Source organism: Serratia aquatilis (assembly GCF_044865145.1).
Classification (GTDB): domain Bacteria; phylum Pseudomonadota; class Gammaproteobacteria; order Enterobacterales; family Enterobacteriaceae; genus Chania; species Chania aquatilis.
This window is the reverse complement of sequence record NZ_CP173186.1, coordinates 4,314,897-4,337,248: the sequence shown is the minus strand read 5'-3', so window position 1 is coordinate 4,337,248 and position 22,352 is coordinate 4,314,897. Positions and strand designations below refer to the sequence as shown.

Below are 22,352 nucleotides of genomic sequence, written 5' to 3'. Positions count from 1 at the left end.
TGACAATCTCACATTGATTAACTTATCAATGACACAGTGAATTTAAGTTATGAATGAAGAAAAACCTCCATTCAAAATAGGTATCTCGTCTATCGGCGCGCATCTGCGGGATCCGCTTACCAATAAGAAAATAACTGAGCAGGAACGCATCAAGCAATTGGTCGATATGGCAATCCAGGCAGAAGCAGCGGGGCTTGATATTTATGCGCTCGGCGAAAGCCATCAGGAAGGTTTTGTCAGCGCTGCTCATACCGTCATTCTCGGTGCCATAGCCCAGGCGACGCAGAGAATTACCCTGATGAGCTCCGTGACCGTGATCAGCACTCTGGATCCTGTTCGCGTATTTGAAGACTTCACAACGCTGGACCTACTGTCAAATGGCCGCACGGAAATTGTTGTCGGACGGGGTTCGCGAGTGGGGGGGTTTAGCTTACTGGGATATTCCGCGCATGATTACGAGGAATTGTTCGATGAAAAAATCGACTTGCTCACCACCATTAATCACGCCAGCGGAGCGCAGCAGGCCGTAAACTGGCAGGGTAAATTCCGCCCTCCGTTGATTAATGCCAGGATTTATCCGCAACCGCAGAACGGGAAATTGCAGATTTGGCACGCCGTAGGTGGGCATAGCAGCAGCGCAATTGCAGCGGCTAAAAGAGGATTGCCAATGATGCTAACCACGTTAGCGGGTGAATCTTTAAATTTCAAACCAGTCATTGATGTCTTCCGGCAAACCGCTGAAGTTGCGGGGCACCAAGCCCCTGACCTGCCGATTACCACAACCAGTTGGTTTCATACCGCACAGACAGACGAACAGGCTGTCGAGGAGTTCTACCCCTACTTCAACGGTATGATGAATGAACTGCGTTCTGACTCCGTGCCAAAGGAATTTCTGCGACGCAGCTTGGCCGTAGACAATGCGATGATGATTGGATCACCGGCCACTATTATAGAAAAACTGAAATATCAGTATCGGCTCTATAAGCAACAGCAGTTTCTTGCTCATGTGGATACCGGCGCTTTACCGGAGCCACTGGTAAGAAACAATATCGATGTATTAGCCAACATTATCGCGCCCGAGATTCGTTCATTTGTTGTGAGTGAACCCACATAATGAGCAACATGGACCGAAAAAATGAATAATATCAGCCAAGTTTTCTATCGCCGAATTGGACTGGAAAAGGAAGTAAGCTGGACGCCAGCAGGGATTAACCAAGTCATCGCCTATAGCCAATTAACACTGCCGTTCGATAATCTGAGTGTATTTAATGCCCCAGACGTGACGTTGACGAAAGCATATATCGAGCAAAAGATCCTGGTAAAGGGCCAGGGGGGACTGTGCTATGAGCTGAACACCCTGTTTCATAGAGTGATGCAGGAGAATGAGGCTGCCGCCAGCCTGATCTCCGCCACCATCTACGATAGCGCCAGTAACGATTGGTTCTATTTGCCTGAAACCCACGTGTTGAACATCGTTAATATAGAGGGAAACGATTATCTGGTCGATATCGGTTTTGGGCTAAAGAGCCCCAGAGTGATCGTTCCTTTGGATGGCCACATTGTTATATTTCAAGATACTCAGTATCAGGTGACCAGAGATGCTGATTTCTACTATTTCAATTTTAAGCAGGCAGGCGAGCGGGATTGGAATATCGGATACCGTTTTGCCATAAATTACAAAAACGTATCTATTGGGGAGCTGGAGAGAAACCGGAAAATAATCACGTTCGACAGCCTGTCCCCTTTTAATAAGAACCCACTAATTGCGATTTTCACCGCCGATGGCAGTAAGTTGTTGACGCCTTCAAGCTATATAATTACGGATGCTGCTGGGAAAACCAAGTACCCACTGGCACCGCAAGCGTTCAAGCAGTTGGCGAGGGAGTTCACTTTTCCTCTTCTGGTCTGACCCACAGCGTTGAATGCAGAATATGCGGGGAAGAGCCTTCCCCGCATATTGTATCACTGATGCGTAACGACGATGGCACGAATGGCATCCAGACGCCATCCAGCCTCGTTCAGGTTGCGCAATACCTGACGGCGATTGAACTCCAGCGCTTCGACCTCGTCGTCACGGATGTTCGGATTCACCGCCTTTAGTGCTTCCAAACGTGCTAACTCGGTGCTGAGTTTGTCATCTGCTTCCTGTTTGGCGCTTTCGATCAACTCGCGAGCTTGCTCCTCAACCAGGCTCTCTGCCTGTTGCAGCATGGCATGAATTTCTTGCTGAACTGCGTTGACCAGCTTGCTTGATGTATGGCGATTGACCGAGTTCAACTGGCGGTTGAAGCTTTCGAACTCAACTTGCGCTGCCAGATTGGTCCCTTTGCGATCCATCAGCATCCGGATCGGGGTCGGCGGCAAGAAACGTGTCAGCTGCAAGTGCTTGGGTGCCTGAGCCTCAACCACATAAATCAGCTCTACCAGCAGAGTACCAACCGGCAGCGCCTTGTTCTTGAGTAAGGATACCGCGCAGCTTCCGGTATCGCCGGAGAGGATCAAGTCCAGTCCGTTGCGGATGATCGGATGTTCCCAACTAACAAACTGCGCATCCTCACGCGACAATGCCTGTTCACGATCGAAGGTGACAGTACAGCCATCCTGCGGCAATCCTGGGAAGTCAGGCACCAACATATGATCGGACGGCGTCAGAACAATCAGGTTATCGCTGCGGTCTTCCTGATTGATACCGACGATGTCAAACAGGTTGAGCGCAAAACTGACCAGACTGACGTCGTTATCTTGCGCAGCAATAGCCTCTGCCAGTGCCTGAGCTTTCTCACCCCCGTTGGAGTGCATTTCCAGCAGGCGATCCCGGCCCTGTTCCAACTGCGTTTTAAGCTGGTTATGCTGCTGGCGGCAGGCGTGAATAAACTCATCCAGACCTTCCTGCTCAGTAGGAGCGGCCAGGTAACCAATCAGTTGCTCGTAGCTGCTGTCGTAGATGTGGCGTCCGGTTGGGCAGGTATGCTCGAAAGCATCCAAACCTTCATGGAACCAGCGTCCGAGCACGGCCTGTGCGGTATTTTCCAGGTAGGGCACCATGATTTCGATGTCGTGCATTTGGCCTATGCGGTCCAGACGGCCAATACGCTGTTCCAATAGGTCGGGGTTAAACGGCAGATCGAACATCACCAGCTTGCTGGCAAACTGGAAGTTACGCCCTTCAGAACCGATTTCAGAGCATAGCAATACCTGCGCCCCTTCTTCTTGGGAAGCGAAGTAAGCGGCGGCACGATCGCGCTCGATAATTGTCAGCCCCTCATGGAACACCGCAGAACGGATCGCTTCGCGTTCACGTAATACCTGCTCCAGTTGAAGTGCGGTAGCGGCCTTGGCGCAAATCACCAGCACCTTCTCATGGCGGTTGGCAACCAGGTAGTCCAATAACCACTCGACTCGTGGATCAAAGTTCCACCAGGTTGCATTCTCACCTTCGAACTCTTGATAAATCTGCTCAGGGTAGAGCATATCCCGTGCGCGTGCTTCGACGGTTTTCTTGGCCCCCATAATGCCGGAAACCTTGATCGCCGTTTGATACTGCGTTGGCAATGGCAGTTTGATTTGATGCAGGTGGCGATGTGGGAAGCCCTTCACACCATTACGGGTGTTACGAAACAGCACGCGGCTGGTACCGTGACGATCCATCAGCATGGTGACCAATTCTTGGCGCGCCTGCTCGCTGTTATCGGTGTCGCTGTTGGCCGCTTTCAACAGTGGCTCAATGTCTTGCTCGTCGATTAACTCTCCCAGCAGGTTGAGTTTGTCATCAGCCAGACGTTCACCACTCAATAGCAGCGTCACAGCATCGGCAACTGGACGGTACTTCTGCTGCTCGGTTACAAACTCTTCGTAGTCATGGAAACGGCTGGGATCAAGCAGACGCAAACGGGCAAAGTGACTTTGTTGGCCCAACTGTTCTGGCGTTGCAGTTAACAGCAATACGCCTGGAATGTGTTCTGCCAGTTGTTCAATGACCTGATATTCACGGCTTGGTGCCTCTTCGCTCCAGGCCAAATGATGGGCTTCGTCCACTACCAGCAGGTCCCAGTGGGCATCGGCCAACTGTTCAAGGCGTTGCTTGTTGCGGCGAACAAAATCCAGTGAACAGATCACCAACTGTTCAGTTTCGAATGGGTTGCTGCTGTCTAACATCGCCTCAGAATAACGACTGTCATCAAATAGCGAGAAATACAGGTTGAAGCGGCGCATCATTTCAACCAGCCACTGATGCTGCAAGGTTTCCGGTACGACAATCAGCACGCGCTCGGCGCGGCCAGCCAGCAGTTGCTGATGAACAATCATTCCGGCTTCAATGGTTTTACCCAGACCCACTTCATCCGCCAATAGCACGCGGGGTGCATGGCGTTGACCCACCTCGTAGGCGATATGCAACTGATGTGGGATCAGACTGGCGCGCATGCCGCGTAGGCCTGCAAATGGCAGACGGTATTGCTCACTTTGGTATTTACGGGCACGAAAGCGCAGTGCAAAGCGATCCATGCGGTCAATCTGACCGGCAAACAGGCGATCCTGCGGCTTGCTGAATGTCAGTTTGCTATCCAATAGCACTTCGCGCATCGCGATACCCGTTTCCTGGGTATCCAGCCGAGTGCCAACGTAGGTTAACAGACCGTTTTCCTCTTTGACTTCCTCTACATGTAACTGCCAGCCCTCGTGGTTACTGATAGTATCGCCCGGGTTGAACATCACACGGGTAATGGGCGAGTCGCTTCTGGCATAGAGACGGTTTTCACCGGTTGCGGGGAAAAGCAGGGTAATCATGCGCGCATCCAGCGCTACAACAGTTCCCAATCCCAATTCGCTTTCCGTATCGCTGATCCAGCGTTGACCAAGTGTAAAAGGCATAGTTTGTCGGCTCGATTCTTATTAAGTAAGTCTTATTATCGGGCGGATGTTAGGCCACGATAACCTGTTTCAACTGTCTGCAATTCACTGCATTTTTCCAGCTAGCGCTGGATTTACTCGTCATCCCTCTGGTTGCCGGCACTCGGCGACTTCACGCAACTAAGTATAGAACCCGTTTTGTACTCATAAGGCGGCAATATTGCTTACCATGCATACGTCTTGTGACGGCACGGGCAAATGGTGGTGAGTATGGGTTCAGAATTTAGGAAGGGCGCTATGGTAATGTAAGGAGGCGCATTCGTCACCTGTAAAACCTAATGATTATCTTCCCTTATGCCATATTAGTGTGCTTGACCTGAAAGAATAATACCTACCCTGTTTTTTAACCAATCAGAATAACCCCATTTGGCCGGTCACCAGTGTAGCAAAGTCGTCATGCAGAAAAGGAAGAATAGCATCTGCTATCGGTTGAAGCTGACGTTCGAGGTAATGATTGTAATCGATCGCCGATTGCCGCGTTTCAAGTGGTTCAGGTCCGGCAACGGTCATCACATAGCTGATCCAACCCCCATTCTGATACTGTAACGGACGCCCCTGCTGGTGATTATAGTCATCAGCGATGCGTGCTGCACGCACGTGGGGAGGAACATTGCGCTGATAGTCGCTTAGTTTACGCCGTAGGCGCTTGCGGTAGACCAGTTGTTCGTCAAATTCACCATTTAGCGTTTTGGCAACGTAATCACGCACCAGATCCTGATAGGGTTGCTGCTTGAAAATACGCTGATAGAGCTGTTGCTGGAATAGCTGTGCCAGCGGTGTCCAGTCTGAACGCACTGTCTCCAAGCCCTTATACACCATCTCTTCACTGCCATCTGGCCTGGCTATCAACCCGGCATAGCGTTTTTTACTGCCCTGTTCGGCGCCACGGATGGTGGGCATCAGGAAGCGCGAGTAGTGCGTTTCGAACTCCAACTCCAGTGTGCTCTCTAATCCATACTGGTGCTGCAAATGTTGTTGCCACCATTGATTGACATGAGCAACCAGCGTGCGGCCAATCTCTGTGGCCTGTTGCTCGCTGTGAGCTTTTTTCAGCCAGACAAAGGTTGAATCGGTATCGCCGTAGATCACCCGGTAGCCTTTTTGTTCAATCAACTCCCGTGTTCTGCGCATGATTTCATGGCCGCGCAGGGTGATCGATGAGGCTAGACGGGGATCAAAGAAACGGCAGCCGCTCGATCCCAGTACGCCATAGAAGGCATTCATAATGATTTTCAGTGCCTGCGACAATGGCTTGTTATTCTGCCGTTTTGCTGTCTCACGCCCCTGCCAGATCTGCCGGACAATCTCAGGCAGGCAGTGCTTGCTGCGCGAGAAACGCGCCTGACGAAAGCCAGGTACCGAGCTTTCGTCATCGGGATGCTGCAACCCTTCAACCAGCCCGACAGGATCGATAAGGAAGGTACGAATGATCGACGGGTACAGACTTTTATAATCCAGCACCAGCACAGAGTCATACAAACCCGGTTGTGAATCCATCACAAAACCACCAGGGCTATGCTCTTCCGGTAGCTCGCCTAGGTTGGGGGCAACAAAGCCCTGACGATGCATGCGCGGAATATACAGATGGCTGAATGCGGCCACCGAACCGCCGCTGCGATCCGCAGCCAGGCCGGTTACCGTTGCCCGTTCAAGCAGGAAGGTCAGCAACTCGGTTTTGGCAAAAATGCGCGTTACCAGTTCGCAATCTTTCAGGTTATAGCGGGCCAGTGCGGGTTTGTCTTCGGCGAAGCGACGATCTATCTCTGCCATACGCTGATAAGGATTATCGATGGACTTACCTTCCCCAAGCAAGGTTAGCGCGACATACTCCAGACTGAACGACGGAAAGTTCCAGGTCGCGGACTTCAGCGCTTCGATACCATCGATAATCAACCTGCCGGCTGCACTGGCGAAGAAGTGGTTCTGCTTAAAGCCATGTTCGCGCCATTCCAGCAAATTGCCTCCGCGACCAAAACGTAATGGGATCTGGTAGCGCTCGGCATGTTTTTGCAATACCCGTAAATCGAACTGAACCAGATTCCACCCGATAATGGCATCGGGATCGTGCTGTTCAAGCCACTGATTCAACCGCTCAAGCAGTTGCGGACGGCTATTACAGTATTCCAGATCGAAGTCCAGCGTTTCGTTGCCGCCATTGGCGGGGCCGAGCATATACACCTGGCGTTGGCCACAACCTTCCAGGGCGATGGAATAAAGCTCGCCGTGGGCGGTAGTTTCAATGTCGAGTGATACCAGCCTCAGCGTTGGCCGGTAGTCGGGTGAGGGCTTCATCTGGCAGTTGAGCCATTGCCCCTTACCGTTTGGTTCGCCGCTGAACCATACTGGGGCTGTAATAAAACGCTCCATAAGGTAGCGTTCTGGTGGACGGATATCGGCCTCAAAGACAGTAACACCGCCTTCTTTCAGCAATTTCTCCAACTTGAGCAACTGGCGGTGCTGGCGGCAATAGAGGCCAACCACCGGCCGGGAGTGGAAATCTTTCAATGGCAGGGGTTTCAGTTCGATATGACGTTCATTGCCCAGCAACAGTTCCGCCCGCTGACGTTGTTCGGCGGGAATGAAGGCCACGGAGGTTTGGGGGGCCAACCGCAGCTGTTGTGGCCCACTCTCGCTCGCCAGCCAGAATTCAACCTCGGTTCCGGCAGGGGTATCACGCCAGTGGCGGGTAAGCAGGAAACCCTGATGCAGTGACTTCACGCTGTTCCTGTCCATTGCTATCGGGTATCTATGAGTGATGGGTGTCTACAGTATGGGTTTTTATACAGTAACTGTCCATAGTTGGCTGGATTGACCAACTCTACATACAATTCAATCATTGACTCACCTTTGTCTGCACCGGACAATCCTTCGCCCACGCGTTTTGCTAACGAAAAGAGGTTCAATGGAAGCCTATTTGCAGCATTTGCTCACCCAATCATTGGCGTTAACCTTAACTGCCGTCATGTTGGTCGCGCTTCTGGAATCGCTGGCGTTGGTCGGTTTGTTGCTGCCGGGGACGCTGCTGATGGCCAGCATCGGCGCACTGATTGGCGGCGGAAAGATAGATTTCTACATGGCCTGGGGTGCCAGTATTGTCGGTTGCCTGTTGGGTGACTGGATCTCCTATTTTATTGGGCGATCCTTTAAAAGGCCGTTGCACCGTTGGTCATTCTTGAAAAAGAATAAAGCGATGCTGGATAAAACTGAACATGCGCTGCACCAGCACAGTATGGTCACCGTATTGATTGGCCGGTTTATTGGCCCGATGCGCCCGCTGGTGCCGATGGTGGCAGGAATGCTTGATTTGCCCCCCTACAAATTTGCGGTACCCAATATTATCGGTTGCATTACCTGGCCACCGTTCTATTTCTTTCCGGGAATTTTGGCTGGAGTCGCGATCTATATCCCTGCTAGTGCCGATAGTACGCAATTTAAATGGTTGTTGCTTGGTGCAGTAGTGCTGTTTTGGTTGGCGGCCTGGTTGAGTTGGCGCTGGTGGCGAGAGGGTAAAAGCGGTACTGTTACTGCTGCCCGTTGGCTCTCGCCTCTTCGGCTGCGATTAGCTTGTGTTCTGAGCTGGGTTGCGATGCTGGTGTGTTGGTATTATCTGTATCAACATCCACTGATGCCTGTTTTCCGGCATCTACTGTGGAAGGTATTGGCTGGTTGATAACTCCAGTGGCTTCAAACCGCAGCGCCAATGGCTGCGGTTTGAAATCCCAAACCTGAGGTTATTGGAAGAAAGCCTCTAACTGCTCAAACACGCGAACGTCTTCGTGATGACGTTTAACCTGTAGCACATCCTCCAGTTTTTCAACTTGGCTGATCATCTGCATCAGACGCTGATCGTCGGCGACCAGCAGCCAGATGCGGCTTTGGGTGCCATCTTTCAGCGGCATACAGAGGATACCTTCCACGTTAAAAGCGCGGCGGGCAAACAGGCCACAAACGTGTGTCATCACCCCAGGATGGTTACGTACCGCCAGTTCCAGGATCACCTGTGGGTTTTTTTGTAGTGATTGCATGGTTTATTCTCCAATCATTTCGATATTGGCGGCACCCGGCGGCACCATTGGGTAGACTTTTTCATTAACGTCAATCAGTGCATGGATCAGGCACGGACCAGGGCGCTGGATTGCCGCTAATAGAGCGGCCTCTGGATCTTCCTCTGCGTTCAGATCGCAAGTATCCAGACCAAAGCCAGCGGCAATTTTTATAAAGTCGGTACTTTTTGGATAAGAGGCAGCAAAGATATGCTGCTGATAGAACAATGTCTGCTGCTGGTGTACTAGCCCCAACGCCTGGTTGTTCATCAGAATGATTTTTACATCCAGATCGTGTTCAACTGCTGTCGCCATTTCTTGAATATTCATCATCAGGCTGCCATCGCCAGAGAAGCATAGGACTTTGCGCTGTGGTTCTGCCAGCGCAGCGCCAATCGCCGCTGGCAGGCCAAAGCCCATGGTGCCTAAACCACCGGAAGTCAACCATTGGCGTGGGCGACTAAGTGGGTATGCCTGCGCAACCCACATCTGATGTTGCCCCACGTCAGTGGTGATAATCGCATTTTCATCAACACAACGGGCAGCGGCTTTTACCAGACCGTAATGGCTCAAAGGATCATCCACGTTAGGCATATTGAATGGGAACTCGCGCCTGAGGTCGTTAACGATTTTCAGCCATTCGCTGCGCGGTTGCGCTTCAATTAATGGCAACAGTTGCTGCAGCACCTGGCCCACATCGGCGTGGATAGCGATGTTGGCTTGTTTGACTTTACCGAGCTCGGCACGGTCAATATCTACGTGGATTATTTTTGCATTCGGGCAGAATTGTTCAGTTTTACCGATAGCACGGTCATCGAAGCGGGCACCCAGTACGATCAACAGGTCTGCTTCCTGCAGGATAAAGTTGGTACTGCGCGCGGCGTGCATTCCCAGCATTCCCAAAGACAGCGGATGTTCAACCGGCATTGCTCCCAGCGCCATCAGCGTCATGGTAGTGGGCAGGTTGGCACGTTCTGCCATTTCCAGCGCCGGTTGATGAGCTTGTGCGCCGATGATCCCGCCCCCTAAGTACATTATCGGGCGTTTAGCCTGATTGATCATCGCTGCGGCCTGCTCGACCAGTAGGCGCTCAAAGGCCGGGGGAGCATCTGGGACTGCGGTAGGGGGTAACTGGTCCCATTCGATCTCCGCGGTTTGAACGTCTTTCGGGATGTCGATCCATACCGGGCCAGGACGGCCTGATTCGGCGATGCGGAATGCGTCACAGATCACCTGTGGCAGTTCGCGAATATCACGCACTAGATGGTTGTATTTGGTTATTGGGATCGAAATACCGTAGGTATCAACCTCCTGAAAAGCGTCAGTGCCGATCATTGAGGAGGGCACCTGGCCGGTGATACATACCAACGGGATTGAGTCGAGTTTGGCGTCGGCAATCGCGGTGACCAGGTTGGTGGCTCCCGGGCCGCTGGAGGCGATGCACACCGCGGCTTTGCCGTTGGTACGGGCCATGCCCTGTGCCATAAAACCAGCGCCTTGCTCATGGCGGGCCAGTACGTGTTTAATGGTGCGGCTTTGGCTCAGTGCGTCGTATAGCGGTAACGCGGCACCGCCGGGAATACCGGCAATGGTGGTAATACCTTGGCGCTCCAGCAGATGAATGATCAACTGCGCACCGGTAAAGCGTTGGCCTTGTTGAGGCGTGCCCGAAATTGCCATGTTCCTATCCTTGTTCAAGGCCGGTCACATTACTGGGCAGGGGACTAAAACAAGAAACCCCGCCCGGTTTGCGCCGGCGGGGTTTGGGAATCGATACGTTGATTCGGACCCTACGGCGCACTGCCGACGACCACCACCACACGTACGACGACCGCCGCGGCTGGTAGCGCGGTAATTAGTAGGGTCGAGGTCAACGAGGATGCGATCACAGGGAAACCTTATCATCAGTAGTAAAAAACAGGATTTTATAAAACCACAGGTGCAAAATTCGCACAACAGGTTTCTTGGTTTAGCATAAAAAACGCGTGGCAGATCACTGTTTATGCTTGATACCCAATACGCGCGCTTCTGGCGTAGTGCCATCCATCAATGCCTGGGTGGGGCCGTCATAGTAAATGCGGCCATCAACTACCAGTAAGGTTCGTGGCGCGAGGCGAGCGGCATCTTCAAGATTGTGCGATACCATCAGCAACGTGAGCTGACGTTGGCGGCACACGTCTTCGAGTAACAGTAACATTTCGCTGCGCAGGGCAGGATCAAGGGCAGAGAAAGGCTCGTCCAGTAACAGAATTGGCTGCTGGCGGATCAGGCAACGCGCTAGCGCGGCGCGCTGTCGCTGCCCACCGGAAAGCTGGGAAGGTAAACGTTGCAGATGTTCTTCCAACCCGACCTGGTGGGCAATCTGCGCCAGCTGTTTCTTTTGTTCTGTATTCAATTTCAAGCCAGGATCCATCCCCAGCCCGATATTCTGCATCACTGTCAGGTGAGCAAACAGGTTGTTTTCTTGAAATAGCATCGAAACCGGGCGCTTGGCTGGAGACGTGTTGGTGTGATCGTTGCCATCCAGTAACAACCTGCCGCTCGCGGGCGTCAGAAAACCGGCAATCAGGCTGAGCAGGGTACTTTTACCCGCTCCGCTAGGACCCAGTATCGCAACATGTTCTCCAGGCCGTATGCGCAGGTCAAAGCGCATCGGCAGGTGATCGTATAGGTAAGTCAGTTTTTCAAGTATCAGCATGGCGGCCCGGTAAACGTTCAATCAGGGTAAACAGCAGGAAACAGAGTAACAGGAGCAGCAATGCGGTAACGGCACCGTCATTGTTGCGGTAAGCCCCAATCTGTTGATAGAGATAAAAGGGGAGAGTTCTGAACTGCTCGTTACCAAACAAGGCGACTACGCCGAAATCACCAATCGATAGCACACAGGCAAAGGCTAATGCTTGCGCCAGTGGTCGTTTCAGCGCTTTCAGCTCGATCCAGCGTAATCGCCGGTAGCCACGGATATCCAGCGATAAGCACAGGGGGTTGTAGCGCTCGGCCAAATCGCGCATCGGGTTTTCCAACAGTTTCAATGCGTAGGGTATGGCCATCAACGCGTTGGTGAGGATCACCAGCGAATAGGGTGACTGCGGCAGCCCGGTGGTGTCGTTAAGCAACAGGAAGAAACCGGTCGCCAGCACGATACCCGGCATCGCCAGGATCACCATGCCACTCAGTTCCAACGATTGCCCCCAGGCGTTTTTTTGCCGCAGTTTCAGTTCCCTGCTGCTCCATAACAGCATCATAGTCAATAGGATACACAGCAAGCCTGCGCAGACCGCAATGCGTAACGAAATGAACAGCGCCTGCCACAGGGCTTGCTGTTGCAGCACAGTAACCAGGGTTTGGTTGGCTCCATCGATGATGATGGCTAGCAGCGGAGGTAACAGTAGCAATAGCGCTGCGGCTATTAGCAGCATGTCACAACCACGTTGCCAGAAGTTGTCCTGGGGATTGCGCCAGTGCTGGGCGTGGGTATAGCCGACAGGGAGTGCCTGGCTCAAACGTTGGCTAAGCACCACCAGCCCCAAACAACAGCCCAGTTGGATCAATGCCAGTAGCGCCCCCCGGCTGAGATCGTAGTCGTAACTCAATGCCTGATAGATAGCTAACTCAATCGTCGTGGCTCGTGGCCCGCCCCCCAATGAAAGCACGGTAGCGAAACTGGCAAAACAGAGCATGAAAACCAATGCGCCACTGGGCAGGATCTGGCGGCGCAGTGCTGGCCACTCCACAAAACGGAACTGTTGCCAATCGTTCATTCCCAATTGCGCCGCCAGTTGGCGTTGTTCGGTAGGAATGTTCTCCAACGTTTGCAATAACAAACGGGTGGCCAGCGGCAGGTTAAAGAATAAATGGGCTAGCAGAATACCTTGCAGACCATAAGGAGAGAAACTGTAGTTAACGCCTAACCAGCCGCAGAGCGTTGCCAGCCAACCTTGTTTACCATAAACACTGAGTATGCCAAATACCGCTACCAGAACGGGGAGCACCAATGTCATGGCGCACAGGCGCAACAGCAAATCGCGGCCGGGGAAACGCCGACGATAAAGTGCTCTTGCAAGCCAGATGGCGGGAAAAACAGAAATCAAGGCAGACAGGAACGCCTGCCAGAAGGTAAATCGCACCACGTGCCACAAATAAGCGTCTTGCCACAGGCTATGCCAATCGATGCCTGGGGCATGCCGCCATAGTGAACCCATGGCGGCCACAGCGATAATGCCGATCAGGCTGGCGGCAATCAGCCCTGGCCAGAGCCATGAAGGGATCAGTGGCTGACGGCGGTTTGCCATGCCCGTACCCAGTTGCTACGTTGCTGCGCGACTTCTTCTGAACTGAATTCTAATGCTTTTTGCGGCTGAGTTAATTGTTCGAAGCCAGCAGGCAGCGGCATTTTGATTACCGGATACATCCAACTACCGGTGGGAATAGTGTTCTGGAAGGCCGGTGAAACCATAAACTCCATGAAACGCTCTGCCAGTTCAGGCTGCTTGCTGGTCTTTAGCTTTCCTGCCACTTCAACCTGCAAATAGTGCCCTTCACTGAAATTCGCCGACTTATAGTTGTCTTTTTTCTCTTCTATCAGGTGGTAGGCGGGGGAGGTGGTATAGCTCAGCACCATGTCACCTTCACCTTTCAGGAATAGGCTGTAAGCATCGCTCCATCCTTTGGTCACGGTAACGGTTTTTTTCGCCAGTTTTTGCCAGGCAAGCGGTGCTTGATCACCATACACTTTCTGCACCCAGAGCAGCAGGCCAAGCCCAGGCGTACTGGTGCGCGGATCCTGATAGATGATCTTCCAGGGCTGATCGCTATCGACCAGCTCCTTCAGGCTTTTCGGCGGGTTTTTCAGTTTGTCCTGGTTATAGACGAAGGCAAAGTAGCCATAGTCAAAGGGCACAAAAGTTTTGTTCTGCCAGCCACCCGGTATAGTGAGCTTACTGGTATCGATGTTACTTTCAGCGAATAGGTCGGTTTGTTGTGCGGCATGTAGCAGGTTATTGTCCAGCCCAAGAACCACGTCGGCTGGGCTGTTTTTGCCTTCCATTCTCAGGCGGTTGAGTAACGAAACGCCATCTTCCAATGCAACGAATTTCAATTCACAGTCGCATTCAGCCTCGAAGGCTTTCTTCACCGCGGCACCAGGGCCCCAGTCGGCGGCGAAAGCATCATAGGTATAGACAGTCAGCGTTGGTTTTGCCAGGACTGGCATGGCGGCTAGTAGTAATAGACAGGACAGGTATTTTTTGACCACTTTGCACTCCTGAAGAATAAGGGGCAAAGGTATCTGAGGGCATGTGTAAAAGATAATCAACTTGCCATGCTCAAATCCCTCCGCCGGTATTGACCGGATCAGGTTCGACGGGTGTGTTCTCAGCGGAAAAACAGGATCCGTTTGGTCTTATACCAAGATCGTTGCTTTCCGCACCCCGTTGAGACGCTGGCATTATAAAGGCTAAGTTGTGCTAATCATAGGCGATTATGTTTCAGGTGGTATCAACCAGGCAGATTTGAAATCAAACCAGCCGAGGGTGTTCATTCGAACTCCGCGCATACTGCGTTGACCGTGCAGTTGTAACCAGTGATGAAACAATGGGTGTAACTGATGACAACTGACCAGACGTTGACAAAACTCTGCCATCGGCAGGCGATTTTCCCGCCACAGCGCAGCATCCTGCGTAATATCCTCACTCAGGCAGTGCTGGATCAGCGGTAATTCATACAGTGTGGCAAACAGCGAAAACTCCAGTGGCAGCGTGAAATTAGCGCTACCAAGCCACAAATCGCTTTTCGCCTCACCTTTGTGCCAGGCATCATAGCTAATGATTTGCACGTTAAGCTTGATACCGTGTTCGGCCAAAAGGGAGCCCATGGCTTGCTGGATCGCATGGAACTCGGAGTGCTCGCTGAAAAACGTCAGCGTAAGTTCGCTCAAACCTACGGGTTTGGGCTGCTGCCCTAATGCACGGTTATGCAGCCAGCGTGGAAGAATGCCGTAAGCCGGTGCCCAGTAGCGCTGATATAGCGGGCCAGCATGGCTCAACAGTGCTATCGGATTGATCAGTTCGCATAGCCAACTGCGGATCTCTGGAGCTGCCGCCAGCGTTGAGCGTTGATCAAACAACAGGAAATAGCAGCCTTCTTCCAGGCGGCTTTCCAACTCATTTTTGCCGGTATCGTCCCCCTGCAATTGTACGCCGGAGTGCACTAACTCCTCACTCACCTCCGGCAATACCCAGATGTTCACTTCGTCAATCAGAGCGCGATAGCCAAAGTAGTCATCAAAGGCGTGGATTTTCATCTGGCTATGATGGTTGCGTATGACTCGATAAGGGCCGGTGCCGATCGGATGGCGGGCAAAGTCAGGCAGACTTTGCCACTCGCGTGGCAGGATCATGGCATGCACGCTACCCAATAGCCACGGTAGCCAATAATCAGGGGTATGCAAATGTACATCGATAACGTGTGGCGTTGGCGAGACAACCTTATCTATATGTGCAAACAGGGATTGTGGGATCAGACGGTTCAGCGACTGGGTCACATCCTCCATTTCCATTTCACGCCCATGGTGAAAACGGATTGCCGGGCGAAGATAAAAACGCCAATGGAGAGGAGTGATAGCTTGCCAGTGGTGTGAAAGATCGGAAACGAGTTCCCCATTTTCCTCGTTTACGCGCGTCAGGCCGTTGAATATCTGTCTGGCCAGGTGCGTTTCTGAACGGCGTAGTGCCGAACCGGGTAACAGGTTGTACAACTGGCGATAGTAGAGAACCCGGAGGATATGCTTTCCCAAGCGGAAACTACGGCCTAACTGAGAGAGTAGCATCTGGCGTACCGCATTTTTATCCCCGACCAGTTGTACAAGCTGGTCGATGCGATCCTGTTCCAGTAACTCTTCGGCCCACTGTTGTTGCAATGCAATACCGGTGTAATGGAATTTTAAGTGTGAACGTTTCCCGCGCCCGGACTCACCCTGCCAAGTCAGCCAACCTTGCTGCTGCATGGCTCCCAAAAGCGAGCGCACATGGCGACGCGAACAACTGAGCATTTCTGCCAACTCCTGCAGCGTGGTTTCGGTTGGCATACCGTGGCAGTGCTGCCATAGGCGAATGAACTGCTGTTGCAAACGTGAGGTGGGCATAAAAGAGGAACTCTCTGGCATAATTCGTCAATTTATCTTTCCTTATATTACGCCGATAATTCTTGCAGTTGAAATGGTGCAGAGGTCTTTTCTTATTTGTTCAATCCTTTGTTCAAGCCGCAGCCTTGTTGGTTGCCCCTTGAAAACCCATTGGGTAGATGAGTACAGCTTCGCTCTGTTTCAATAAAAAGTGTTTCTGAGTAATGGTGCTTTTCACCAGCCAGTGGGGTAACCCGCTGGCATTTTTATCTGTAACAGTTGCTTTCTTCTGTCATTTTCCTTCTGTAGCATAAGCGTTTTCGTTTTCTGGTCAGGGATGCTGGTATGAATTTCGCACGCAGTTTGCCACGCCGTTTTAACCCCGTTTTTACCGCTTTCCTGATGATTGCTTTCCTTACCGGCATTGCCGGGGCATTGCAGGCGCCGACGCTAAGCCTGTTTTTGACCACGGAAGTAAAGGTCCGCCCGCTGTGGGTTGGGATGTTTTATACCGTCAATGCGGTCGCCGGGATTATTGTCAGTTTTCTGCTGGCGAAACGATCCGATACCCGTGGTGATCGGCGTAAACTTATTCTGCTTTGTTGCATTATGGCCGTGGGTAATAGCCTGCTGTTTGCTTTCAACCGGGATTATCTGACGTTGATAACGGCGGGAGTATTACTGGCGTCGATAGCCAATACCGCCATGCCGCAAATTTTTGCCTTGGCGCGCGAGTATGCGGACAGTTCAGCGCGTGAAGTGGTGATGTTCAGTTCCGTGATGCGTGCTCAACTCTCGCTGGCCTGGGTCATTGGCCCCCCTCTGTCGTTTATGCTGGCCTTGAACTATGGTTTTACCGTGATGTTCATGATTGCCGGAGGGATTTTTGGTATCAGCGTTCTGTTGGTCTGGTTGATATTGCCTTCGGTAGCGCGGGCACCGGTTGATACCCACTTGGATGCGCCAGCTATCGAGCCGATAAGCGCCTGGCGTGACCCTGATGTCCGTTTGTTGTTTCTGGCATCGATGTTGATGTGGACCTGCAATACTATGTATATCATCGATATGCCGCTCTATATCACCGCCGATTTAGGATTGCCGGACCGGCTGGCCGGTTGGTTGATGGGTACTGCTGCCGGGCTTGAAATTCCGGCCATGCTGTTGGCTGGCTATTACGTCAAACATTTTGGTAAGCGCAAAATGATGCTATTTGCGGTTGCTGCCGGGGTGCTGTTCTACGCAGGGCTGGTAATGTTCAAGTTCAAAACTGCCCTGATGCTTTTGCAGTTTTTCAATGCGATCTTCATTGGCATCATTGCCGGGATCGGTATGCTCTACTTCCAGGAACTGATGCCGGGGCGGCCTGGTGCGGCAACCACTTTGTTTACCAACAGTATTTCTACTGGCGTGATCCTGGCGGGTGTTCTGCAAGGCGTCCTGGTCGAAAACTTCGGGCACTATATGGTTTATTGGTTGATCACCCTGCTTGCTTTGTTGGCGCTGTGGATGTGTGCCAAGGTGCGGGAAGTGTAACGCTATGTTAATTGATGAAAATCATTGATAACTTTATAACCTATTAACTAAGATGATGAATTAAGGCCGCGAGTTTCGCGCTCATCCGTTCATGAAAGTGGGTATGTTATGGACAAACTAACACCGCTCAAACCTTTACCTTCCCTATGTGCCGTTATTGTTGCTTTGGTTATCTGGTTTGTGATCCCAGTACCTGAAGGGGTAACGCCTAATGCCTGGCATTTGTTAGCACTCTTTATTGGTACCATCATTGCCATCATCGGCAAGGCGATGCCTATTGGGGCTGTCTCCATTATTGCGATTGCGCTGGTCGCCCTGACGGGGGTGACCAATCCGGGTAAACCTGGAGCGGCGCTCGATGATGCGCTGAGCGGTTTCTCCAACCAGCTTATCTGGTTGATTGGCTTCTCTATAATGATCTCGCTAAGCCTGAATAAAACCGGGTTGGGTGCACGCATTGGTTATTACTTCATTTCTTTATTTGGGAAAAAAACGCTGGGGATCGCCTATGCGTTAACTCTGGCAGAGACTGTATTGGCACCGGTCACGCCGAGTAATACCGCCCGTGGCGGCGGGATTATCCACCCAATCATGAAGTCTATCGCCGATAGTTTTGACTCCAAGCCAGAATTGAATACCTCTGGCAAGATTGGCCGCTACCTCGCGCTGGTGAACTACAATATTAACCCGATCACTTCGGCGATGTTTATCACTGCAACAGCACCTAACCCGCTAATTGTTAACCTGATCGCTAAAGGTGCCGGTTCCGAGTTCGAACTAACCTGGTCTATGTGGGCGGTTGCTGCGTTGGTGCCTGCCATTTTTTCACTGATTGTGATGCCGCTGGTGGTGTATCTGTTGTATCCGCCGGAAATCAAGAGTACCCCTGATGCTCCTCGTTTTGCTCAAAACAAGCTTCAGGCGCTTGGCCAGATAACGTTACCCGAGAAAATTACCCTGGGTGTGTTCGCCTTGTTGCTGGTGTTATGGGCCGGTATTCCTGCCATGATTTTTGGTCCGTCGCTGGCGGTTAATCCAACCACCGCTGCGTTGATTGGTCTGGCTATCTTGCTGGCAACCGGGGTGTTGAGCTGGGAGGATATTCTTAAACATAAAGGTGCCTGGGATACCGTCGTCTGGTTTGCGGCATTGGTGATGATGGCTACCTATCTGGGTAAACTCGGCCTGATTGGATGGTTGTCGCAAACGGTAGGAGCGGGTATCGATAGCATGGGGATGAGCTGGATTGGCGGTACTATCCTACTGACGCTTATCTATCTGTATTCGCACTATTTCTTTGCCAGTACGACTGCGCACGTTACAGCCATGTTTGCCGCTTTCTTTGCCGCTGGTATTGCACTGGGCGCGCCCCCCGCGCTGCTTGGCCTGATCCTGGCTTTCTCTTCTTCACTGATGATGTCATTGACTCACTATGGTACTGGTACTGCGCCGATCATCTTTGGCTCGGGTTATACAACCTTGGGCGAGTGGTGGAAAACCGGGTTCATTATGAGCGTGGTCAACTTGCTGATCTGGATGGTGATTGGCGGGGTGTGGTGGAAGTGGTTGGGTTACTGGTAAGGATAATCATCAATCATGATAAACCCTCACCCGCCGAATAACGGGTGAGGGGCATAATCAGTTCAGAAATGCGGGCTGCTGTGCTTCAAAGCGAGAAATTTTCGCTTCGTGTTGCAGTGTCAGGCCGATGCTGTCTAAGCCGTTAATCATGCAATGGCGACGGAAACTGTCGATTTCGAATGGGTAGCTTTTGCCACCTGCATTCACCGTCTGGTTTTCCAGATCGACGACAAACTCCGTGCCTTCGTTTTCTTGCACCAGTTTAAACAGCGTGTCGACATCCTGCTCGCTCAGTGCAACGGGTAGTAACTGGCTGTTGAACGCATTGCCGTAGAAAATATCTGCAAAACTAGGCGCAATCACCACTTTAAAGCCGTAATCGGCCAGCGCCCAAGGAGCATGTTCGCGTGATGAACCACAGCCAAAGTTTTCGCGGGCTAACAGAATGCTTGCCCCTTTGTAGCGCGGTTTGTTCAGCACAAACTCTGGGTTCGGCTGCTGGCCGGCATTATCCAGAAAGCGCCAATCATTGAACAGATGCTGACCAAAACCTGTGCGTGTTACTTTCTGCAAGAATTGCTTGGGAATAATGGCGTCGGTATCGACGTTAGCCGCGTCCAGAGGCACCACTAAACCAGTATGTTGAGTAAATTTAGCCACAGTGATGCTCCTTAGTGCAATTCGCGGATATCGGCAAAATGGCCGGTAACGGCAGCGGCAGCGGCCATCGCCGGGCTGACCAGATGTGTGCGGCCACCACGACCCTGCCGACCTTCGAAGTTACGGTTGCTGGTAGATGCGCAACGCTCGCCAGGGTTCAGCCGGTCGTTGTTCATCGCCAGGCACATGGAGCAGCCTGGCAGGCGCCATTCAAAACCGGCTTCAATAAAGATTTGGTCCAAACCTTCTGCTTCTGCCTGGGCTTTAACCGGGCCTGAGCCTGGAACCACAATTGCTTGAACGCCTGCGGCTACTTTTCTGCCCTTAGCGATTGCGGCGGCTGCACGCAGATCTTCGATACGAGAGTTGGTACAGGAACCGATAAACACTTTATCGATAGCCACTTCCGTCAGCTTAATACCGGGTTTCAGATCCATATAAGCCAATGCTTTTTCGGCTGAAGCACGCTCAACCGGATCGTTGAAGGACTCAGGCGTCGGGATCGCCTGATCGACCGCGATAACCTGGCCAGGATTGGTCCCCCAGGTCACCTGCGGGGCGATATCTTCTGCACGCAGGGTGATAACGGTATCAAATTGGGCATCTGCATCGGATTTCAGCGTACGCCAGTAGGCAACAGCTTGCTCCCAATTTTCACCGGTTGGAGCGAACTGGCGGCCTTTCAGATAATTGAAAGTGGTTTCGTCCGGCGCAACCAAGCCCGCTTTAGCCCCCATTTCAATCGCCATGTTACACAGCGTCATGCGGCCTTCCATGGTCAACTGTTCGATCGCTTTACCACAGAATTCGACAACGTGACCTGTACCGCCAGCACTGCCGGTTTTGCCGATAACGGCCAGCACGATGTCTTTTGCTGTAATACCTTCAGCTGCATCACCCGTCACTTCGATCTTCATTGTCTTGGCACGGCCCTGTTTCAGGGTCTGGGTCGCCAGTACGTGTTCAACTTCTGAAGTACCAATACCGAAGGCCAAAGAGCCAAAAGCACCGTGCGTTGCCGTATGGGAATCGCCGCATACGATAGTCATTCCAGGCAGGGTCATGCCTTGCTCAGGGCCGATAACATGAACAATCCCTTGGAAGGGATGATTCAGGTCGTACAGCGAGATGCCGAATTCTGCACAGTTCTTGATCAACTCCTGCATTTGAATACGCGCCATTTCACCACTGGCATTGATGTCTTTCGTCTGGGTTGAAACGTTGTGATCCATGGTGGCAAAAGTTTTGCCTGGCTGGCGTACTTTACGCCCCATTGCTCTCAGGCCATCAAATGCCTGCGGAGAGGTCACTTCATGTACCAGGTGGCGATCGATGTACAGCAGTGGTGTTTCATTCGGCGCTTCATAAACCACGTGGGCATCGTATAATTTCTGATATAACGTCTTGGCCATGATTTATGCTCCCTGAGCCACAAAGCGGGCAATAATGTCGCCCATTTCATTCGTGCCGATGGCTTTGCCATCACCAGCTAGATCGGCAGTACGGTAACCCTGTTCCAACGCCTGGTTGATAGCGCGTTCAATCGCATCAGCGGCTTCATCCGCGCCCAGGCTGTAACGCAGTAACAGAACGGTCGACAGGATTTGCGCGATCGGATTGGCAATATTTTTGCCAGCGATGTCCGGAGCAGAACCTCCGGCGGGTTCATAGAGGCCAAAGCCTTGTTCATTCAGGCTGGCGGAAGGCAGCATACCCATCGAGCCGGTGATCATGGCACATTCATCAGACAGAATGTCGCCGAACAGATTGGAGCACAGCATGACATCGAACTGGGACGGATCTTTGATTAACTGCATAGTGGCGTTGTCGATATACATGTGTGACAGCGACACATCAGGATATTCTTTGGCAATTTGAGAGACTACTTCACGCCACAAGACCGAACTTTGTAATACGTTGGCTTTATCAATGGAAGTGACTTTGTGGCGACGTTTACGGGCAGATTCAAAGGCAATGCGCGCAATACGCTCAATCTCAAAGCGGTAATACACTTCGGTGTCGAAAGCACGCTCGTGCATACCCTGGCCCTCACGACCTTTAGGTTGACCAAAGTAGATACCACCAGTCAGTTCCCGCACGCACAGGATGTCGAAGCCTTTTGCGGCGATGTCGGCACGCAGTGGGCAGAAATCCTCCAGCCCCTGATAAAGACGAGCAGGACGCAGATTACTGAACAGTTTAAAGTGCTTGCGCAGTGGTAACAGGGCTCCGCGCTCAGGTTGTTCGGCCGGCGGCAGATTTTCCCATTTCGGGCCGCCAACGGAGCCAAATAAAATGGCATCAGCCTGTTCACAGCCAGCGATAGTGGCGGCTGGCAACGGTGTGCCATGACGGTCGATGGCTATGCCACCAACGTCATATTCACTGGTGGTAATGCGGATGCCAAAGCGTTGGCGGACAGCATCCAGCACTTTATGTGCCTGCACCATCACTTCTGGGCCGATTCCGTCTCCGGGTAAGACGGCAATGTGGTAAGTCTTCGTCAT

General features: G+C 52.1%; 17 protein-coding genes and 1 riboswitch. Of the genes, 5 read left to right on the top strand and 12 right to left on the bottom strand.

Features of this window, described 5'->3' with window-relative positions; all coding sequences use genetic code 11:
- Nucleotides 1-49 precede the first annotated feature (49 nt).
- Nucleotides 50-1,114 (top strand): LLM class flavin-dependent oxidoreductase, encoded by a 1,065-nt coding sequence (locus tag SAQUA_RS19555; protein WP_380678558.1) that lies wholly within the window; start codon nt 50-52, stop codon nt 1,112-1,114.
- A 21-nt stretch (nt 1,115-1,135) separates the two neighbouring features.
- Nucleotides 1,136-1,909, top strand: a complete 774-nt coding sequence (locus SAQUA_RS19550; protein WP_380678556.1) for an arylamine N-acetyltransferase — start codon at nt 1,136-1,138, stop codon at nt 1,907-1,909.
- Between the two features lie 53 nt (nt 1,910-1,962).
- On the opposite strand, the gene rapA is transcribed toward SAQUA_RS19550, so the two are convergent.
- Nucleotides 1,963-4,869, bottom strand: coding sequence for an RNA polymerase-associated protein RapA (rapA, locus tag SAQUA_RS19545; RefSeq protein ID WP_380678554.1), 2,907 nt, complete (start codon nt 4,867-4,869; stop codon nt 1,963-1,965).
- A gap of 390 nt (nt 4,870-5,259) precedes the next feature.
- Complete coding sequence (locus SAQUA_RS19540) at nt 5,260-7,641, bottom strand: DNA polymerase II (protein ID WP_380678552.1); 2,382 nt, start codon at nt 7,639-7,641, stop codon at nt 5,260-5,262.
- Nucleotides 7,642-7,810: 169 nt separating this feature from the next.
- Between SAQUA_RS19540 and SAQUA_RS19535 the strand changes: the two genes are divergently transcribed.
- The gene (locus SAQUA_RS19535) at nt 7,811-8,578 is read left to right on the top strand and encodes a DedA family protein (protein WP_380678550.1); all 768 of its coding nucleotides are present in this window, start codon (nt 7,811-7,813) and stop codon (nt 8,576-8,578) included.
- Nucleotides 8,579-8,639: 61 nt separating this feature from the next.
- On the opposite strand, the gene ilvN is transcribed toward SAQUA_RS19535, so the two are convergent.
- The 7 genes from ilvN to sgrR all read right to left on the bottom strand — a co-directional run bounded on the left by ilvN (nt 8,640) and on the right by sgrR (nt 16,092).
- On the bottom strand, nt 8,640-8,933 hold the full coding sequence (gene ilvN, locus SAQUA_RS19530; RefSeq protein WP_380678548.1) for an acetolactate synthase small subunit: 294 nt from the start codon (nt 8,931-8,933) through the stop codon (nt 8,640-8,642).
- 3 nt (nt 8,934-8,936) lie between these two features.
- Nucleotides 8,937-10,631, bottom strand: a complete 1,695-nt coding sequence (gene ilvB / locus SAQUA_RS19525) for an acetolactate synthase large subunit (RefSeq protein WP_380678546.1) — start codon at nt 10,629-10,631, stop codon at nt 8,937-8,939.
- Between the two features lie 110 nt (nt 10,632-10,741).
- On the bottom strand, nt 10,742-10,825 hold the full coding sequence (ivbL, locus tag SAQUA_RS19520) for an ilvB operon leader peptide IvbL (RefSeq protein ID WP_380678581.1): 84 nt from the start codon (nt 10,823-10,825) through the stop codon (nt 10,742-10,744).
- A 119-nt stretch (nt 10,826-10,944) separates the two neighbouring features.
- On the bottom strand, nt 10,945-11,649 hold the full coding sequence (gene thiQ, locus SAQUA_RS19515) for a thiamine ABC transporter ATP-binding protein ThiQ (protein WP_380678544.1): 705 nt from the start codon (nt 11,647-11,649) through the stop codon (nt 10,945-10,947).
- Nucleotides 11,636-13,243, bottom strand: a complete 1,608-nt coding sequence (thiP, locus tag SAQUA_RS19510; RefSeq protein ID WP_380678542.1) for a thiamine/thiamine pyrophosphate ABC transporter permease ThiP — start codon at nt 13,241-13,243, stop codon at nt 11,636-11,638. Before thiP ends, thiQ begins: the two co-directional genes overlap by 14 nt.
- The gene (thiB, locus tag SAQUA_RS19505) at nt 13,219-14,205 is read right to left on the bottom strand and encodes a thiamine ABC transporter substrate binding subunit (protein ID WP_380678540.1); all 987 of its coding nucleotides are present in this window, start codon (nt 14,203-14,205) and stop codon (nt 13,219-13,221) included. Before thiB ends, thiP begins: the two co-directional genes overlap by 25 nt.
- A gap of 57 nt (nt 14,206-14,262) precedes the next feature.
- Nucleotides 14,263-14,393, bottom strand: a riboswitch (TPP riboswitch).
- A 37-nt stretch (nt 14,394-14,430) separates the two neighbouring features.
- The gene (gene sgrR / locus SAQUA_RS19500) at nt 14,431-16,092 is read right to left on the bottom strand and encodes an HTH-type transcriptional regulator SgrR (RefSeq protein WP_380678538.1); all 1,662 of its coding nucleotides are present in this window, start codon (nt 16,090-16,092) and stop codon (nt 14,431-14,433) included.
- Between the two features lie 324 nt (nt 16,093-16,416).
- Here sgrR and SAQUA_RS19495 point away from each other — a divergent pair, with 324 nt between their 5' ends.
- Nucleotides 16,417-17,604 carry an MFS transporter gene (locus SAQUA_RS19495; RefSeq protein ID WP_380678536.1) on the top strand — a complete coding sequence of 396 codons (1,188 nt, stop codon included), beginning with the start codon at nt 16,417-16,419 and terminating at the stop codon, nt 17,602-17,604.
- Between the two features lie 108 nt (nt 17,605-17,712).
- The gene (locus SAQUA_RS19490; RefSeq protein ID WP_380678534.1) at nt 17,713-19,185 is read left to right on the top strand and encodes a DASS family sodium-coupled anion symporter; all 1,473 of its coding nucleotides are present in this window, start codon (nt 17,713-17,715) and stop codon (nt 19,183-19,185) included.
- Nucleotides 19,186-19,242: 57 nt separating this feature from the next.
- Here SAQUA_RS19490 and leuD read toward each other — a convergent pair whose 3' ends face one another.
- From leuD to leuB, 3 genes are read right to left on the bottom strand one after another with little or no spacing between them, the layout of a single operon-like run.
- The gene (gene leuD / locus SAQUA_RS19485; RefSeq protein WP_380678532.1) at nt 19,243-19,845 is read right to left on the bottom strand and encodes a 3-isopropylmalate dehydratase small subunit; all 603 of its coding nucleotides are present in this window, start codon (nt 19,843-19,845) and stop codon (nt 19,243-19,245) included.
- 11 nt (nt 19,846-19,856) lie between these two features.
- Entirely contained in the window at nt 19,857-21,257 is a 1,401-nt protein-coding gene (gene leuC / locus SAQUA_RS19480; RefSeq protein ID WP_380678530.1) for a 3-isopropylmalate dehydratase large subunit, read from the bottom strand.
- Between the two features lie 3 nt (nt 21,258-21,260).
- Nucleotides 21,261-22,352 (bottom strand): 3-isopropylmalate dehydrogenase, encoded by a 1,092-nt coding sequence (gene leuB, locus SAQUA_RS19475; protein ID WP_380678528.1) that lies wholly within the window; start codon nt 22,350-22,352, stop codon nt 21,261-21,263.

Bases quoted from the DNA above. Each gene is read 5' to 3' on its own strand.
- SAQUA_RS19495 (WP_380678536.1), top strand. From the start codon at position 16,417: ATGAATTTCGCACGCAGTTTGCCACGCCGTTTTAACCCCGTTTTTACC.
- thiP (WP_380678542.1), bottom strand. From the start codon at position 13,243: ATGGCAAACCGCCGTCAGCCACTGATCCCTTCATGGCTCTGGCCAGGG.
- leuC (WP_380678530.1), bottom strand. From the start codon at position 21,257: ATGGCCAAGACGTTATATCAGAAATTATACGATGCCCACGTGGTTTAT.
- SAQUA_RS19550 (WP_380678556.1), top strand. From the start codon at position 1,136: ATGAATAATATCAGCCAAGTTTTCTATCGCCGAATTGGACTGGAAAAG.
- ilvN (WP_380678548.1), bottom strand. From the start codon at position 8,933: ATGCAATCACTACAAAAAAACCCACAGGTGATCCTGGAACTGGCGGTA.
- SAQUA_RS19555 (WP_380678558.1), top strand. From the start codon at position 50: ATGAATGAAGAAAAACCTCCATTCAAAATAGGTATCTCGTCTATCGGC.
- SAQUA_RS19540 (WP_380678552.1), bottom strand. From the start codon at position 7,641: ATGGACAGGAACAGCGTGAAGTCACTGCATCAGGGTTTCCTGCTTACC.
- rapA (WP_380678554.1), bottom strand. From the start codon at position 4,869: ATGCCTTTTACACTTGGTCAACGCTGGATCAGCGATACGGAAAGCGAA.
- SAQUA_RS19490 (WP_380678534.1), top strand. From the start codon at position 17,713: ATGGACAAACTAACACCGCTCAAACCTTTACCTTCCCTATGTGCCGTT.
- thiQ (WP_380678544.1), bottom strand. From the start codon at position 11,649: ATGCTGATACTTGAAAAACTGACTTACCTATACGATCACCTGCCGATG.
- SAQUA_RS19535 (WP_380678550.1), top strand. From the start codon at position 7,811: ATGGAAGCCTATTTGCAGCATTTGCTCACCCAATCATTGGCGTTAACC.
- sgrR (WP_380678538.1), bottom strand. From the start codon at position 16,092: ATGCCCACCTCACGTTTGCAACAGCAGTTCATTCGCCTATGGCAGCAC.
- ilvB (WP_380678546.1), bottom strand. From the start codon at position 10,631: ATGGCAATTTCGGGCACGCCTCAACAAGGCCAACGCTTTACCGGTGCG.
- leuB (WP_380678528.1), bottom strand. From the start codon at position 22,352: ATGACGAAGACTTACCACATTGCCGTCTTACCCGGAGACGGAATCGGC.